This window comes from Hymenobacter cellulosilyticus (genome assembly GCF_022919215.1).
GTDB lineage: Bacteria > Bacteroidota > Bacteroidia > Cytophagales > Hymenobacteraceae > Hymenobacter > Hymenobacter cellulosilyticus.
The window spans coordinates 4,432,119-4,448,477 of the sequence record NZ_CP095046.1 but is presented as its reverse complement, the minus strand read 5'-3'; the positions used below and the strand labels follow the sequence as shown (position 1 = coordinate 4,448,477).

Here is a 16,359-nt window from a genome sequence, read left to right as displayed (position 1 = left end):
GCAAGAGTTACTTCCAGAAGGTGGGCTGGACATTGGTGCCCCGCCGCCGGCAGTCGACGCAGTCGGCATACTGGGCAGTGTACCTTCCTTCTAAGTCTTCCAAGGGCAGGTAGTTAGGCGTCAGGAAGGCCACATCCTTATAGAAGCCAGATACAGTATCGGGTACCCCACACGTTTCGTAGCCGGTTTCAAATTTCCAGTCAGCGGGCAGCTGGTCGCGGCTGATAAAAAGGCGCTGTTCCTGCACGGAGTAGGCCCCGATGTAGCCCAGCACAAGCTCCGCGGGGTCGGTGACACAATGGATGTTGCCCGTGAGCTGGCTGGGCAGCGGGTCGAAGAGGGTGCCGATGTTCTCCGTGTTTTTGCGCAGGGCCTCCCAGTAGGCAAACTCCTCCACGGTCTGGGCATACTGCTTGACCAGCACGCTGTACTTGTAGCGCAGCTTTACCGAGTTCGATGGCAGCATTAGCACCGGGTAATCCGCCACCACGTCCTGGCTCAGCTTCGTGGTCGTAAAAAGTTTGATGAGGCCACTAGGCTGGGTACCCCAGCAGCGGTAGATATCCACTGCCCGGGGCCGGATCTTTCCATTGCTGTACTCCAGGTAGCTGTGGTAGGCGGAGGTAAACTCCCAGGTTTCGTCCATGTCCCAGCGGTAGTACCGGGTCTGGTTGGCAGCGTCGTGGGCACTGACCAAGATGCGCACACTGTTGCCCTCGACCTGCCAGTTTACTTTGTCGATGGGCGGGGTGCGCTTGGCCTGGGTATAGTCGGTGATGTACTCGCGGTTGTTGGCCGTGTTGAAGTGCAGGCGGTAGCGCTTGGCCGGGTTCAGCGTGAGCCGGGGCGAGACGTAGGTGCCGGCTTGGGTTTCGGGCAGGGCGTAGCGCGGCCCGTTTTCCTCTTCCATAAACACCTTGGCCTTGGCCTCCACCGGCGGGGCCGTTTTGGCTTTCAGGCCCAGGCTGCGGGTGAGCTTGATGGTAGTCACCCCTTCGCTGTTCAGGAAACCGTCCACCACCAGAAAGTTCTGGGTTACGGGGCCGTCACTAGGCTCGAAACTTTCGATGCAGCCACTCAGACTTAGCAGCAGCGCGCAGCACAGCAGCAGACCGGCCCGCAGGTTCACGTGGGTATTCATCTAGAATTTGAAGTTGTAGGTGATGGTTGGGATGGGCCGGCCGAAGATGGACAGCTGATACCCGTTGATTTGCCCGTTTTCGGCCTTGTAGTACACCGAATACGGGTTTTTTCGGCCCGTCAAATTGTATACTGCAATGGTCCAGGAACCGTGGGCCAGCTTCTTGATCTTGTGGTTGCCTTCAATGTTGAGGGCCAGGTCGGCGCGGTAATAATCAGGCACGCGGTAGGCATTGCGCTCCGAGTAGTACACCCGCATGGAGTTGCCCACGTAGTACTTCACCAGGGGCAGGGTAATGGGTCGGCCTGTGTTGTAAGTGAAGTTGAGCGAGGTGCTGAACCGCCGGCTGAAGCGGTAGTTGCCAATCATGGTCACGTCGTGGGGCTTGTCGAAGTTGCTGGGGTAGAACTTGCCGCCGTTGATGATGTCCCCGTTCGGGCCGGTATCGACCCGCACCAGGGAGCGGGAGTAGGTGTAGCTTACCCAGCCGTTGAGCTTGCCGGTCAGCTTTTTCACCATTACCTCCACGCCGTAGGCTTTCCCTTCGGCATTCACCACGTCGGTTTCGATGTGGCGGTTGAGCAGCAGCGTAGCCCCGCTCTTGTAGTCCACGAAGTCGTGCATGGCCTTGTAGTAGGTCTCCACCGACGTTTCAATCGTGTTACTCTTGAAATTGCGGTAGAAGCCGATGGAATACTGGTCGCCCACCTGGGGCCGGACGTGGTCGTCGCTGAGCTTCCAAGTGTCGGTCGGCGACATGGAGGCCGTGTTCGAAAGCATGTGAATGTACTGGCGCATGCGGTTGTAGCTGGCTTTCACCGAGGCGTTGTCCGACAGGGAGTACTTGGCCGACAGCCGGTATTCCGGGCCGTGGTAGGTGGCAATGCGGGAGCCCGACTTGTGCGAAATCGTGTCGGTTATCGTGTTTTCCGACTTCGACAGGCCGGGCAGGTAGCGGTAGGTGTCGCGCGGGCCCAGAGCGTTGAACAAGGAATAGCGCAAGCCCAGCGACACGGCAAAGCGGGACGTCAGGTCAATTTTGTCGGACACGTACAGCGCCTGTTCCAGGGCCTGTTCCTGCGGCAGCACATCCCGCTTAATCAGCGACTCCGCGCCCAACGGCACCAAACTGCCAGCTGCCACTGAGTAATAGATGTTGTTTATCCCGAAGTCGATGCTGTGCTTGTTGGACGGCAAGTAGCTAAAGTCGGCCTGCAGGTTGCGCTGCTTGATGCCGAAGGCCAGCTCCGAGGCGTTGACCGGGTTTTTCTGGTTGGTAATGCTGTACTGGTAGCTGCTGTAAGAGCCCGTCAGCACCCCGTAGAGCGTGTTGCTGAAGTTGTGCTGCCACTTCACGCTGGCCGTCTGATTCAGATACTTATACAACGTATCGGTGGCTAGCTTAAACTGGTCCCGGCTCAGGTAGCCGGTGGCGTAAATCGTGTTCTTGTCATTGATCTGGTGGCTGATGTGGGCGTTCAGATCGTAAAAAGAGGCCGAGCTTTCCTGATAGGTTTTGTTGGGAATCTGGTGCAGAATCCAGTCGGAGTAGCTGGTGCGGCCGGCCACGATAAACGACGAGCGGTCCTTGATAAGGGGGCCTTCCAGCGTCAGGCGGCTGGTCATCAGGCCAATGCCGCCCGCGCCGCTAAACTTCTTCTGGTTGCCGTCGCGGGTGGCAATTTCCAGTACCGACGACAGGCGGCCGCCGTATTTGGCCGGCACGGCGCTTTTGTAAAGCTCCACGCTCTTGAGCACGTCGGGGTTGAAGGCTGAAAAGAAGCCGAACAAGTGAGCCGGGTTGTACACCGTCGCGTCATTGAACAGAATCAGGTTCTGGTCGGTGGCACCGCCGCGCACGTTCATACCGGTGCTGCCTTCCCCCACCGACTTTACGCCCGGTAAGGTCAGCACCACCCGCAGAATGTCGGTTTCGCCGAAAGCCGTGGGTACCTGCCGCATGGTTTTAATGTCGAGCTTTTCCACGCCCATCTGCATGCCGGCCACGTTGCGGTCCTTCTCGGCCTCGATGACGACCTCCTTGAGCGGGGTTATATCCTCTTCTACCTCGATTTCGAGCTTGCCGTCGGCATTAAGCACCACCTGCCGCCTGGTATTCTTGATGCCAATGGCGCGCACGCGCACCTCGTAACGACCCGGGGGCAGCGTCAGGGCATAGTAGCCAAACTGGTCGGTGGTGGTGCCGGTGTTGGTGGGCGCCTCCACAAACACGGCCGCGCCGATGACGGGCTCCCCGGTGGTTTTGTCGCGCACGTGGCCCGCCAGCGTGACGCGCCCGGGAGCCGGTCCGGCCGCCTTTCTCCCGATTTCGTAAAGCTTCAGCTCCGAGCTACCCGTGGTCGGGGCCGCCTCGGCAGCAACTGGCTCATCGGCCACGACCACCGCCTCCGTTTCGCCCGACAGGAAAAACGGGTCGGGCAGGTTGGGCTGAATAGCGCTGCCCGTGGTGATATACACGCGGCGCTGCTGGTCGACGGCAAAGCGGAAAGGCGTCTTGGCCAGCACGGCTCGCAGTACACTGTCCACGGGCTGGTTCTGTACCCGTAGCGTCACGCTCAGCGTGTCCAGGGCTTCCGGCTGGTAATACAGGCGGTAAGGCGTCTGGGCTTCCAGCTGTTTTACCAGCTCAGGAAAACGGCTTTTGGTAAACTCCCCGCTGAACAGCAGGGAGGCCGGTCCTTGCTGGCCCAGCACTACACTACTTGTGCAGCTGCACAGTAAAAAGAAAACCAATCGGTAAAAATACCTCATATCAGCAGGTGTGCAGCAAGTAACAGGAGAATAGGAGCGGGTAGGGCCGGGGTGGCCACCTAGCGCAGGGTATCGTAGTAGCGGGCCAGTTTCACGAAGGAGGCTTCCTGCTGGTCTTTGTTAAAGCTCAGCTTTTGGGCACTCACAAATTGCCGCAGCTCCTTCTTCTTGTCGGCCAGGGCTGTCAGCAGGTCGCCCTTGCCGCTGATGGGGTAGGGTTTGCCTTCTTTTTCCAGGAAAAAGCGGTTTGATTCCAGAAAAGCCAGTTCCACTCCACCACCGGTCAAGGTTTCCTGAATCTTTTTGATCCGCTTGGCCAGCACCCGCGTCCGACCTTCGTACAGCACGTCATAAAAGCCTGGCACCAGGGCTCCGGCCGTGGCAGGTGCCGGGCCGTTTATCTGCACAAATCGGTGGCGGTTGACGGTAAAGTAGCCTACCTTCTCGGTGTGCAGCTTAAGCTGATAGGGGCTCTGCGGAAACCGCAAAACCAGTTGGTCATACCGGATGTCATACTGTAGGGGCACATTCGTATACAGTGCTCCATCATAGAAAATATTTCCGGTCAGCTCTTCGGCGGCCTGAAAAAACTGGTGGCCTTTTACGGAGCGGAAAGTCTTCTCGTAGCGCACATATTCAGTGCCGTTGTAGAGGTTGGAGTTGCCTTCTGCCGGGGCCATCTGCAGGCTTGTTAGCCGGGTAGTGGCCGCGGCCAGCAGGCTCGAATCACGGGGCTGGCCCTGGCCCGCGGCCTGATTAGCACTAAGCCAGCTGGTCAGCGTAAGACAGCAAAGCGGGTAAAAGAACTTCATGAGAGCAGACAGGTGTGATAAGCGGACGGTACGAAGAGTAGAATAGCAGCTTAAAAGGTAAAGGAGGATAACCTGTTTTTATTGTTTTAACGAATAGGTTATATTTTATATATATAAAATTTATTCAGCCTGCACAGGTTGCTGCCTTCCACACGAGCTCGGGCTGCTGTCGGCATACTCATATGTCTGGGAATCTTGCGTTAGCGTTGCATCGGTAGCAGTGGGAGCAACCCGAAATACAAATGCTGCGAGGCAGGAGCTTGTGGGCCGCTTTATGCCATGTCCGGAAAACAAAAAAGCCTTCTGGCGTGAACCAGAAGGCTTTTTTTGTCTCAGGATGAAACTCGTAGTCCGTAGGGGAATCGAACCCCTGTTGGTAGAATGAAAATCTACTGTCCTAACCCCTAGACGAACGGACCATGTATCAAAACGGGTCGGGTAGTAGTCCGTAGGGGAATCGAACCCCTGTTGGTAGAATGAAAATCTACTGTCCTAACCCCTAGACGAACGGACCAGATAACGTCCCGACCTCGTTTTGATGCTGCAAAGATAGATAAGAGAACCTTGGCCGCAATAGCTGATTGAAAAAAAAGCCCCTAAAGACGTTAAAACAACTGATTTTCAGGGCAAAAAAATGCGAATGTCTAAAGTCAGTCGACAGCGGGCCAGCTGATGAGCTGAAAACCGGGCTGCTACTATAGGCCTTTCACCCGGGGAAAGGAGGCGGAAAAGACATGATTTTACCCGGCCTGATATTGATTTGGCGAAGTTAGCAGGACCCGGTACCTTCGCTCCGCGTTTTCACTCGGCCTCTTGTGGGCCGTTAAACCTCATCTCCCTTATTATGGCTAAAATTAAAGTCGCCATTAACGGCTTCGGCCGCATTGGCCGCCTGACGTTCAAGTCTCTTCTTGGCCGCGACAACGTGGAAGTTGTAGCAATCAACGACCTGACCGATAACAAGACGCTGGCTCACCTGCTGAAGTATGACTCGGTACACGGCCGCTTCGACGGTACTGTGACCTACGACGAGGAAAGCCTGACGGTAAACGGCCAGCGCATCGCCGCTTTGGCTGAGCGTGACCCCAAGCTGTTGCCCTGGGGCAACATGGGCGTTGACGTGGTACTGGAGTCGACCGGCCGCTTCGTGGACGAGACCGGCGCTGGTCAGCACATCACCGCTGGCGCTAAGAAAGTTGTGATTTCGGCTCCCGCTACCGGCAACATTCCGACCGTAGTACTGGGCGTAAACGAAGATATCCTGACCGGCGACGAGACCATCATCTCTAACGCCAGCTGCACCACCAACTGCCTGGCCCCAATGGCTAAGGTACTGGACGAGGTGTTCGGTATTGAGAAAGGCTACATCACCACGGTGCACGCCTACACTTCCGACCAGAACCTGCAGGACGCTCCTCACAAGGACCTGCGCCGCGCCCGCGCCGCTGCCTACAGCATCATCCCCACCAGCACTGGTGCCGCCAAGGCCGTAGGTCTGGTGCTGCCCACGCTGAAGGGCAAGCTTGATGGTTTGGCCATGCGCGTACCCGTGCCGGATGGCTCGATGACCGATCTGACCGTGATTCTGAAGAAAGAAGCCACGAAAGAGCAGATCAACGCCGCGCTGAAGTCGGCCTCGGAAGGTGCCATGAAAGGCATCATCGAGTACGCCACCGACCCGCTGGTGAGCATCGACATCGTGGGCAACCCCCACAGCTGCATCTTCGACTCGGAGCTGACGGCCGCCAGCGGTACGCTGGCCAAGGTTATCGGCTGGTACGACAACGAAACCGGCTACAGCACCCGCACTGCCGACCTGATCCAGAAGCTGGGTGAGGCCATGAGCAAGTAAGCGGAAGCTTTTTCCTGCCAAAGAAGCCTGCCCGCTTGGGCGGGCTTTTTTGTTGGGGCCGGCCGTTCAACTTTTCACTCCTTCCTGCGTTGTTGCCGTCTATGTCCGACAAGCTGCGAATCTGCTTTCTTATCAACCCCAACTCCGGTACCAACCGGCGGCAGGACGTGCCAGCCCTGATAGCCCAGCATCTGCCCGCCGACACGGTGGACTACGAGGTGCGGCTGACCCAGTACGCCGGCCACGCCGTGGAGCTGGCCCGGCAGGCCGCCGAGGACGGTTTCCGCATTGTGGTAGCCGTGGGCGGCGACGGGACGGTAAATGAAGTGGGCCGCGGGCTGCTCGGGACGCGGGCCGCGCTGGGAATTCTGCCCCGGGGCTCGGGCAACGGGCTGGCCCGGCACCTGCATGTGCCTCTTGACTTAGCCGCTGCCATCCGGCAGCTAGCCCGCCCCACGTTTCAGCGTATCGATGTGGGCTACATTAATGAGCGGCCTTTTTTCTGCACCGCGGGCCTGGGCTTCGATGCCCACGTGAGCAAGTGCTTTGCCCTGGCCGGCACCCGGGGATTGGGCACTTACGTGCAGGTAGCGCTGCGCGAGTACCGGCGCTACCGGCCCACGCCCATTACCGTCACGATGCAGGGCCAAACCACGAATACCGACTGCTACGTGCTGGCCTTTGCCAACGCGGCCCAGTACGGCAACAACGCCTACATTGCGCCCCTGGCCGATATTTCCGACGGCTTGCTGGACCTGTGCCTGATTGATGCCCTGCCGCTGTTGCGGGCCGTGCGCGTGAGTCTGGGCCTGGCCCTGGGCAATCTGCCCGCCTCGGGCGCGGCCGTGTACCACACCTGCAGCGACGTGCAGGTGCAGGCTGCCCGTGACCTGGGCTTCCACGTAGACGGCGACTACGTGGGTGACGCCCAAGCCTTCGACGTGAAGCTCGAGCCCTTGGCACTGGAAGTTGCGGTAGGCGTTAAGAAGTGAGGTAGGAGTGTTGTCGTTGAATCAAACACTAGCTCATCCTTCGCTACCCCGTTTTTATCCGCAACGCTTTCCACAGGCTATTTTAACAGCGCTAGGCGCGAACAAGCTCACCATTTCACAATCTCACCAACTCACCATATGAAAGCCGATAAAAACCGCCGAAGCCGGGAAGGCGTGGTGTATTCCACCAGCTCCGACTTTGAATACCAGCACAGCGCCGATGAAGAAGCCGAAACCCTGCCGCCCCAGCAGCAGAACCTGCGGGTGCAGCTCGATAAAAAGTCGCGCGGGGGCAAGCAGGTAACGCTCATCACGGGCTTCGTAGGCCAGGATGCCGATTTGCAAACCCTGGCCAAGCTGCTCAAAACCAAATGTGGCGTGGGCGGCAATGCCAAGGACGGCGAAATCCTGATCCAGGGCGACTTCCGCGACAAAGTGCTGGCCGTGCTGCTCGAGCAGAAATACAAAGCCAAGAAAGCCGGGGGCTAAGCGCCGCCGCTACTTGGGACAGCCAAGGCATGTTAACGTTGCCAACGGCTGTAGATGAGCGTTTTAACCTACCTAGCTGCTTATGATGCTGCTCTCTGCCGAACCGAGTACCCTGCATAGCCTGGCCGAGCACGGCGTTATTACCATCGTGCAGTGGCTCAAGCTCGGGGTCGAAACGATTGGGGCCTTCATCATTGGGCTCGGAATCCTGGTGGCTGGGCGCCTGTTTGTGCTGGCACTCTGGCACCGCCGCACCGCCGACTTTACGGCTATTCGTCTGACCCTGGCCCGGTACCTGGCGCTGGCCCTGGAATTTCAACTCGGGGCCGACATTCTTTCTACAGCCATTGCCCCCAGCTGGGAGCAGATCGGAAAGCTCGGGGCTATTGCTGTCATCCGTACAGCCCTGAACTTCTTTTTGTCGAAGGAAATGAAGGATGAGCGCCACGTGCAGGGCGAGGCGCACGTGGAACACCGCACCAACCAGATAAGCGGTGAAACCGGGCCTGAGCCGCGCTAAGTAGGGTCTATTAATCTAAGTCAGCCAGCTGCCGCCGGGCCCGCTCCAGGTCTTCCGGCGTGTCGATGCCGAGCGTAACGACCATCGTTTCGGCCGTCTGGATCAGGTAGCCGGCTTCGAGCCAGCGCAACTGCTCCAGGGACTCGGCCAGCTCCAGCGGCGAAGGAGGCAGGCGGGTTATTTCGGCCAGAATATCGGCCCGGTAGCCATACAGGCCAATGTGGCGCAGGTAGCGGTGGTGCGCCAACCACTGTTCCTGCGGGTACTGGCGTTGGTAGGGCAGGGGGTGGCGGCTAAAATAAAGGGCCTGACCCCGCCCATTGAGCACTACCTTGGGCATATGCGGGCTGAAAAGCTCCTCACTGGTATCTACCGGCTTTACCAGCGTGGCTAGTTGCGTGCTGAGGTCCTGCTCAAACAAGTCAATCAGCGCGTTGATCTGCCCGGGCTGAATAAACGGCTCGTCGCCTTGGATGTTGATGATGCAGTCGGCGGGGGAATCGAGCTGGCAATACGCGTCAAACACCCGGTCGGTGCCGCTGGGGTGGTCGGCCGAGGTCAGCAGGGCCTCACCGCCAAAGCTGCGCACGTGGTTTAGAATCCGCTCGTCGTCGGTGGCCACTACCACCCGGCTCAGGCGGGCCTGCTGGGCCTGCTCCACCACCCGCTGAATCATGGTTTTGCCACCCAGATCAAGCAAAGGCTTGCCGGGCAGGCGGGTGGAGGCATATCGGGCGGGAATGATACCAAGGGCGTTGATCATAGCGGCAAGCGGGAGAAAGACGAAAAGTGGCCCGAAAGTAAGCTGAATGTAGGCTTGAACCCAATATGGCGCTAAATTGGCTATACGTGGCCGTTAGTGCCCCGCTGCCAGGCCAAACGCTGCGTTACGGCCGGTTTTCCGCGTCTTATCCAGTCTGCTCAAGGATTATTTATTTATCTTTCGGCTGCGTTTATTCTGCTGGCAGCGTGCCATCCGTCTCGTTTTTCGCCCGTTGCCTGTTTTTCGCGCCCTGTCCGTATGACTCGTTTTTCCTTGCTGCTTGCCACGTGTGTTTTCTGTGGTTTTTCCGCTTCGGCGGCTGTTCGCCCCGTTGCCTTACCCGATTCCATCGGCGTTGAGTACCGCAACAACAAAGTATTAATCAAGCACCGTGTGGCGCCCGGCGAAACGCTTTATGGTCTGAGCCGCCGCTACAAAGTGCCCGTCGACCAGATTGTAGAGGAAAACCCCAAGCTCGAAGCCCTGGTTACGGGCCAGATTGTGCTGGTGCCCCGTAATCGGGTGGTGATGAACCCAGCCGGCACGGCCAAGAAGCCCGCTCCCGCGACTCCTGTCGCCGCCTCTACTGCCGGCCTGACCACCGACAGCCGCGGCAACAAAGTGTATAAGGTAGAAAAGGGCCAGACGCTATTTTCCATTGCCCGGCGCTTCAGTACCACTCCCGACGCTATTACGCGCGTCAACAAGCTGCCCGACAACGCTGGCGTGCGTATCGGGCAGACGCTGATTATCGTGCCTGCTGCGGGCTCCGTGGCTGCCCCGGAACCCGCGCCGGTAGCGGCTGCTCCCGCGCCGAAGCCGGCCCCGGCCGCGCCCACCAACCGCCCGAGCGAGCTGAGGATACCGACCGGGACAAGGACAAGGAAACCCCCGCGGCCGTGACCCCGGCCCCTAAGGAAAAAGACGAGGAACGCGTACCCGAGCGGGCCAGCGAAATTGTGCGCAAAGTCACCGAGGGCGGCCTAGCGGCCATTATCGAAGGCGGCGGCACCGACAAATACCTGGCCTTGCACAAAACGGCTCCCGTAGGCACCATCATGCAGGTGCGCAACATCATGAACGGGCAGTCGGTGTACGTGCGCGTGATTGGGCAGCTGCCCGACACGGGCGAAAACAGCAACATTCTGGTACGCCTCTCCAGGCGGGCCGTGCAGAAGCTGGCCACGCCCGATTCCCGCTTCCGGGTTGAGACCTCCTACGTGCCGTAGGCTGGTTTTTTCTGCTTATCATCACTACAAAGGCCGTCAGCACGATGGCCTTTGCGGTTTTTAGCTACTTCACACCGGTCTTATCCGTGCAAGCTTCGCAACTTTCAACCATCCGGCAGGTACTCGAAGAGCGTTACCAGCGCTACAACCAGCCCGGCTTTATCGAGCACGACCCTATTAGCATTCCCCACCGCTTCCGCCAGCGGCAGGACGTGGAAATCAGCGGGCTGTTTGCCGCCCTGCTGGCCTGGGGCCGCCGTCCGACCATTATCAGCAAGGTAACTGAGCTGCTGCGCCGCATGGACGATGCGCCCTACCAGTTTATCACCCAGCACCACGACGAGGACCTGAAAAAGCTGCTGGGTTTCTGCCACCGCACCTTCTGCGACACTGACCTGCTGTACTTCGTGCACTGGCTGCGCTGGTTTTATGCTGACCATAGCACGCTGGAAGATGCGTTTTTGTCCGGCGCCACCCAGCGGGAGCGGCTTGAAAACTTCCATGACCTGTTCTTCAGCCTGGAAGATGCCCCGCAGCGCACCCGTAAGCACGTGGCTACGCCCGCCCGGGGCTCGGCCTGCAAGCGGGTGAATATGTACCTGCGCTGGATGGTGCGCCAGGACGACCGGGGCGTGGACTTCGGCCTCTGGACCCGCCTGCCCATGGCCGAGCTGGTGTGCCCCATCGACGTGCACGTGGAGCGTCAGGCCCGGCAGCTAGGTTTGCTGCAGCGCCCGGTGGTCGATTGGCGGGCCGCCGAGGAGCTGACGGCCAACCTGCGCCTGCTCGACCCGCTCGACCCGGTGAAGTACGACTTTGCCTTGTTTGGACTGGGCGTAGAGGAGAAATACTAAACACGTGTTGCACCCGGGCCGGCAAAGGGCGGAAAGCATAAGCCCCAGGAGCCGCAAACCAACTTCGATTTGCCGCCTCTGGGGCCTAAGGGAAGAGCTGGGTTAGTTTACTTAATCGTATAGACGTTGATTACCCCGTGGTTCTGCTTGGTATAGTCTACTAAAAGCGGCTTGGAACGGCTGGTGGCCTGGCTGACGTAGTACCGGATATGCTCGTCCTCTGGCACTTTCAGCAGGTTGTCGTACAGCGTTAAGTAGAGGGGCGAGCTTTCTAGGAAATAGTAGATAGGGAGCGTTTCATCAATTTTGGGCGTGGTGCTACCAGCGGCATTGTACGAGAAGTTCTTAACGTTTGGCGCCAACACATACTGAAGCCAGATATTATCGGACAATTTGTTGCGCTCCTTATCCGTGAGGAAAACGGACCGCTCGAATTTGAGGTTGGGGTCGAAGTACATCGTGACGTAGCCATCGGCAATTTTTACCTCCGCCGCCAGCTTACGGGTAATGTTGTCCGGAATTATGGTTACCTCATCGGTTTCCTGCAACTGCTTTGCTAAGCCTTTGTGCTTGTCGGATAAGGCATTGGCGTACACTACTTGCTTATGGGAAAGCAGGCGGCCGCCCAAGTCATACCGCTCGAAAAAGAACCCTTCAGTAGTGGGATTAGGCGCCTGCTTATTCTTGGACGTTTTTTGGTACGCTCCGCAGAAGACGATGCTTTCGTTGGCCTGGTCAATGTAAAAAGACGGCTCGTGCAGGTTTTTGCCAACCGTTCGGTACGCGCCCAGCTGTAACTCCGGCTGAACGGAAGCCACGAGTTGGCCTTTATTATCGAAGCCCAAAAGCTCGAACCGTTGTTCGACAACGTGCTCGGCGGTAGAGCCTTTGGTTGATTTAAAACGGCGCGAAAAGTAGGTGATGCCCTTATAACGAGTGAGCAGATGCCAGTCTTCCTTGAAGTTGGGAGTCTTGCCAGGGCCTGGTTTGGCCAGGGGGAGCCGGATATGCTGGGTGTCTTTGCCCGTTAAGCTAAAGGAGTTCAGGTAAACCTCATCGGTGTCCTTGCGGTAATTAACCTCCCGGCTTATTTGGTAAAACGTATTGTCTTCGACGTAGCTTAAAAAGCTGGACACCGTCGTCGACGGCGAAATGGCGGCGTAGGTCAGGATCTGCTCCTTTTTCTCGCCAGTGGAATCTAAGCGCTGTAGCAGTATGTCATGGGCGTTAATGTTTTCTTTTTTAACGTTGCGATTCAAGTCTTGGTCGACCACCTCTGCCGCATAAATGGTATTGCCGACAGCAAATACCTCTAGGGGGTCAAGGGTGGGATACAGGCTTTCAATGGGGACGCCATTGGGCTGATTGGCTGCTGCCGTGCCCGGTCCTTTGCGAAAGGCAGTCTGCATCTTGGTGAGCGACTTTTCCCAGCGCAGCTTGCCATCGGTGTTTAGCAACAGCACCCGCACGTTGCCTTCCTGGGGTTTGGATACAAAAAGCGCAACCGTGCCATTTTGCAGCTGCAGCGCCGCTCCCAGTAGCTCTTTCTTGTTTAGCTTGACTGCTGTAGCCAGCTGGGTTTGCCCAACCGCTGGCAGCGACAAAGCACAGGACACGAGGGCTGCCGTAAGCAAGCGGTACCAGGCGGTAGGGGAGTTGGGTGGGTTGGAAAACATGGATCAGTGAAAGTGAAGCAGGTAGTAGTGGGTTGGGTCTGGTAAAAGCCGCTGCCGGAGTAGAGTACACAGCGAAGCAGGAATATGTATTCAGTGCTATTTTTTCTTGCTCACAACCAAATAATCCTAAAAAGAAGGAAGATATTGGCCGTAACAAGCAAGTATTCGTAGGGCCTGGGTAGGGCTAGTCCAAAAATAAGCGTGGCGCAGCAATATTGAAAGCAATAAAGTGCGTGGCCAAAATTTTCTTCCTCTACATTCAATTTCATCTTCTAACCGAATCTTTCCCTATGCCCAAGGTGTTTACCTTAGCACTCTCTTTCTAATCCGCAGTACCTCTACTACCCACTTTCGAGTTTGATTCTTCCTAATAACTTCGAGCAGAAAATCGGCTTCGCGCAGTTGCGCGAGATGCTGGAAAGCTTGTGCCTGAGCGCCCTGGGCCGCCAGTTTGTGGCCAAGATGCAGTTTCAGACCAAGCACGACCAGCTGGAAAAGCTGCTGCTGCAAACCGACGAGTTCCGCGCCCTGCTCCAGTCGGGCGCCGACTTTCCCAGCCAGCACTACCACGACGTACACCCATACCTGGTGCGGGCCAGCCTGCCCGGTGCCTACCTCGACGTAGCGGCTTTTTTCGCCGTGAAAATGTCGCTGCGCACCATCCGTCAGGCTCTTACCTTCTTTACCCAGGCCGAGGAAACCCTGTATCCCACGCTGCGCCTGCTGGGCATCGGCGTGCAGGTCGACCGTAACCTGCTGGCCGCTTTGGACAAGGTGGTGGACGACGAAGGGCAGGTGCGCGATAATGCTTCCCCGCTGCTGTCCCAGCTGCGCCAGGAACTCATCAACCGCCAGGGCATGCTGCGCAAGCAGATTGCCGGCATCCTGCGCCACGCCAAATCTGAAGGCTGGATTCCCGGCGACGCCGAGCCCACCATCCGGGGCGGCCGCCTGGTGCTGCCTGTTATTGCCGAGCACAAGCGTCGCGTCAAAGGCCTGATTCACGACGAGTCGGCCTCGGGCCAGACGGTGTTTATCGAGCCGGAAGCCGTGTTCGAGCTCAACAACGACATAAAGGACCTCGAAAATGCCTACCAGCGGGAGCTGATCCGCATTCTGACCCACCTGACTAGCCAGCTGCGCCCCCACATTCCGGACCTGCGCAAGGCCTATCAGTACCTGGGCTTGCTCGACTTCATCCGGGCCAAGGCTCTGCTGGCCGGCCGCCTGGAAGCCACCATGCCCGTGCTGCACCCCGCCCGCTAATGCAGTGGAAAAAGGTGCGCCACCCGCTGCTGTATCTTACCTTCAAGGAGCACTTCAAGGAAAACCCGCGCGAGGTGGTGCCCCTGGATATGGAGCTCAACCTCGATCAGCGCATCCTGCTGATTTCGGGTCCTAATGCCGGCGGTAAGTCGGTGAGTATGAAGACCGTGGGCCTGGTGCAGTACATGCTGCAGTGCGGCCTGCTCATCCCGGCCGGCGACGGTTCGGAAGCCGGCGTGTTCGATGATATTTTCCTCGACATCGGCGACGAGCAAAGCCTGGAAAACGACCTGAGTACCTACTCGTCGCACCTGCTGAACATGAAGCAGTTTGTGACCCTGGCCGGCAAGCGCAGCTTGGTGCTCATCGACGAATTTGGTACCGGTACCGAGCCTGCCCTGGGTGGCGCCATTGCCGAGGCCGTGCTCGACCAGCTCAACCGGGCCCGCAGCTTCGGGGTCATTACCACGCACTACACCAACCTGAAGAACTTTGCCGAGCGCAACGCCGGGGTGGTGAATGGGGCCATGCGCTACGACCCCGAGCAGCTGCAGCCGCTGTACCGCCTCGAAATCGGGAAGCCGGGCTCAAGCTTTGCCATCGAAATTGCCCGCAAAATCGGTTTGCCCAAGCAGATTGTGGAGCGGGCCACCCAGCTTGTGGGCAAGGATAAAATCCGCTACGACCGGCTGCTGGAAGGCCTGGAAAAGGAGAAAACCGACCTGGAAGTGCGCAACGCCGAAGCCGCCAAGGCCGAGAAGCGCATGAAAAAGGCCGCTCAGGAATACCAAGACCTCAAAAAGCACCTCGACGAAACCACCCTCGAAGTGTTGCGCAACGCCAAGGCCCAGGCCAAGCTGCTGCTCAAGGACACCAACCAGCAGATTGAGGCCACCATTGCCGAAATCCGCTCCAACCAGGCCGACAAGGAAAAGACCAAGGAGGCCCGGCAGAATCTGGACACCTTTGTGCGCGAAAAGCTCCAGATTGAGCCGCCCAAGCCCAAAGCCAGCCGCGAAACCGCCGACCCGAAAACCCTCAAGCCCGGCGACAAAGTGGCTTTGATCGGACAGGATGGCTACGGCGAGCTGATTAGCATCAAAGGCAAAACCGCCGAGGTGTTGTTTGGCGGCATGAAAACCATTGTCAAGGCCAGTCAGCTGGAAAAAGTGGGCCGGGCCGAAATCCGGGAGCGGGAGAAGAAGGCTGAAAAGGCCAGCTTCAGCTCCTCGGCCAGCCTGGGCATGGACCTGACCGGCCGCATGGCCAACTTCAGCCCCGTGCTGGATTTGCGCGGGAGCGGGCTGAAGATGCCCTGCACAAGGTTATGGCCTTCGTGGATGATGCCGTGATGCTGGGGATTCCCGAAATCAAGTTCCTGCACGGCCGCGGCAACGGGGTGCTGCGCCAGGTGGTGCGCGACTATCTGCACCGGGTGCGGGCCGCCGCCAGCGTAGCCGATGAGCACGCTGACCGGGGCGGTGACGGGGCTACCGTGGCCGTGCTGAAATAGCCGATGTTTTTTAACCAGCCCCAGCAATTTGCCTACCACGCCAACACGTCGGCCGAAGCCCTGCGCGCTACGGCCGACGTGTTTATTGCCCGGCAGGGTGGGCCGCTGCACCCGCACGTGTATCGGGCCAGCTGGCAGTCGGCTACGGTGCTTGAAGTGGCCCCGCTGGTGGCATTAGGTGGCCTGCGCTTTTCCGGAAAACAACGGGCTACGCTCGAAATCGGGGCCGCGGCTACCGGAACACCAGTGATGCTGACGGTGTATCCGGCGCCTTCGATGCAGCCCATGTTCTGGGGAATTACGCTGTTCGCCGCCTTGGCCGGTTTCTTTGATCTGGGTCAAACCCACTGGCTGCATGTCGGCTTTAGCCTCGTGTTCTGGACCCTGGGCAGCGGCTCGCTGTGGGTGCTGCACCGGGTGTCGACCGGGTTGCTGAAGCGGGACTTAGAACGTAGCTTTCAACTAGCGCCGCTTACCTGA

General features: G+C 58.4%; 13 protein-coding genes, 2 tRNA genes and 1 pseudogene. 9 read left to right on the top strand and 7 right to left on the bottom strand.

The window, feature by feature from the left end:
- Positions 1-7: 7 nt before the first annotated feature.
- The 5 genes from MUN79_RS21875 to MUN79_RS21855 form a co-directional block, all read right to left on the bottom strand.
- The gene (locus tag MUN79_RS21875) at positions 8-1,141 is read right to left on the bottom strand and encodes a DUF4249 domain-containing protein (protein WP_244674678.1); all 1,134 of its coding nucleotides are present in this window, start codon (positions 1,139-1,141) and stop codon (positions 8-10) included.
- Positions 1,142-3,913 (bottom strand): TonB-dependent receptor, encoded by a 2,772-nt coding sequence (locus MUN79_RS21870; protein ID WP_244674677.1) that lies wholly within the window; start codon positions 3,911-3,913, stop codon positions 1,142-1,144.
- A 59-nt stretch (positions 3,914-3,972) separates the two neighbouring features.
- Positions 3,973-4,725: a hypothetical protein gene (locus MUN79_RS21865; RefSeq protein WP_244674676.1), complete on the bottom strand. Its 753-nt coding sequence runs from the start codon at positions 4,723-4,725 to the stop codon at positions 3,973-3,975.
- Between the two features lie 347 nt (positions 4,726-5,072).
- Positions 5,073-5,144 (bottom strand) — tRNA-Glu (locus tag MUN79_RS21860).
- Between the two features lie 23 nt (positions 5,145-5,167).
- Positions 5,168-5,239, bottom strand: a tRNA-Glu gene (locus MUN79_RS21855).
- Between the two features lie 330 nt (positions 5,240-5,569).
- On the opposite strand from MUN79_RS21855, the gene gap reads away from it, so the two are divergent.
- The 4 genes from gap to MUN79_RS21835 all read left to right on the top strand — a co-directional run bounded on the left by gap (position 5,570) and on the right by MUN79_RS21835 (position 8,578).
- Positions 5,570-6,577: a type I glyceraldehyde-3-phosphate dehydrogenase gene (gap, locus tag MUN79_RS21850; protein WP_244674675.1), complete on the top strand. Its 1,008-nt coding sequence runs from the start codon at positions 5,570-5,572 to the stop codon at positions 6,575-6,577.
- A 101-nt stretch (positions 6,578-6,678) separates the two neighbouring features.
- Complete coding sequence (locus MUN79_RS21845; protein ID WP_244674674.1) at positions 6,679-7,569, top strand: diacylglycerol/lipid kinase family protein; 891 nt, start codon at positions 6,679-6,681, stop codon at positions 7,567-7,569.
- 138 nt (positions 7,570-7,707) lie between these two features.
- The gene (locus MUN79_RS21840) at positions 7,708-8,058 is read left to right on the top strand and encodes a translation initiation factor (protein WP_244674673.1); all 351 of its coding nucleotides are present in this window, start codon (positions 7,708-7,710) and stop codon (positions 8,056-8,058) included.
- An 82-nt stretch (positions 8,059-8,140) separates the two neighbouring features.
- On the top strand, positions 8,141-8,578 hold the full coding sequence (locus MUN79_RS21835) for a DUF1622 domain-containing protein (protein ID WP_244674672.1): 438 nt from the start codon (positions 8,141-8,143) through the stop codon (positions 8,576-8,578).
- 10 nt (positions 8,579-8,588) lie between these two features.
- Here MUN79_RS21835 and kdsB read toward each other — a convergent pair whose 3' ends face one another.
- Entirely contained in the window at positions 8,589-9,338 is a 750-nt protein-coding gene (kdsB, locus tag MUN79_RS21830; protein ID WP_244678373.1) for a 3-deoxy-manno-octulosonate cytidylyltransferase, read from the bottom strand.
- A 261-nt stretch (positions 9,339-9,599) separates the two neighbouring features.
- Between kdsB and MUN79_RS21825 the strand changes: the two genes are divergently transcribed.
- From MUN79_RS21825 to MUN79_RS21815, 3 genes are all read left to right on the top strand, one after another.
- Positions 9,600-10,244 carry a LysM peptidoglycan-binding domain-containing protein gene (locus MUN79_RS21825; RefSeq protein WP_244674671.1) on the top strand — a complete coding sequence of 215 codons (645 nt, stop codon included), beginning with the start codon at positions 9,600-9,602 and terminating at the stop codon, positions 10,242-10,244.
- Complete coding sequence (locus tag MUN79_RS21820; protein ID WP_244674670.1) at positions 10,241-10,570, top strand: RlpA-like double-psi beta-barrel domain-containing protein; 330 nt, start codon at positions 10,241-10,243, stop codon at positions 10,568-10,570. Before MUN79_RS21825 ends, MUN79_RS21820 begins: the two co-directional genes overlap by 4 nt.
- Positions 10,571-10,656: 86 nt before the next feature.
- On the top strand, positions 10,657-11,424 hold the full coding sequence (locus MUN79_RS21815) for a TIGR02757 family protein (protein ID WP_375378190.1): 768 nt from the start codon (positions 10,657-10,659) through the stop codon (positions 11,422-11,424).
- 107 nt (positions 11,425-11,531) lie between these two features.
- Here the strand turns inward: MUN79_RS21815 and MUN79_RS21810 are convergent, their stop codons facing one another.
- Positions 11,532-13,100: a hypothetical protein gene (locus tag MUN79_RS21810; RefSeq protein ID WP_244674668.1), complete on the bottom strand. Its 1,569-nt coding sequence runs from the start codon at positions 13,098-13,100 to the stop codon at positions 11,532-11,534.
- A gap of 357 nt (positions 13,101-13,457) precedes the next feature.
- Here MUN79_RS21810 and MUN79_RS32290 point away from each other — a divergent pair.
- Positions 13,458-15,879, top strand: a pseudogene (locus MUN79_RS32290) (endonuclease MutS2).
- Between the two features lie 3 nt (positions 15,880-15,882).
- Positions 15,883-16,359 (top strand): hypothetical protein, encoded by a 477-nt coding sequence (locus tag MUN79_RS21790; RefSeq protein WP_244674664.1) that lies wholly within the window; start codon positions 15,883-15,885, stop codon positions 16,357-16,359.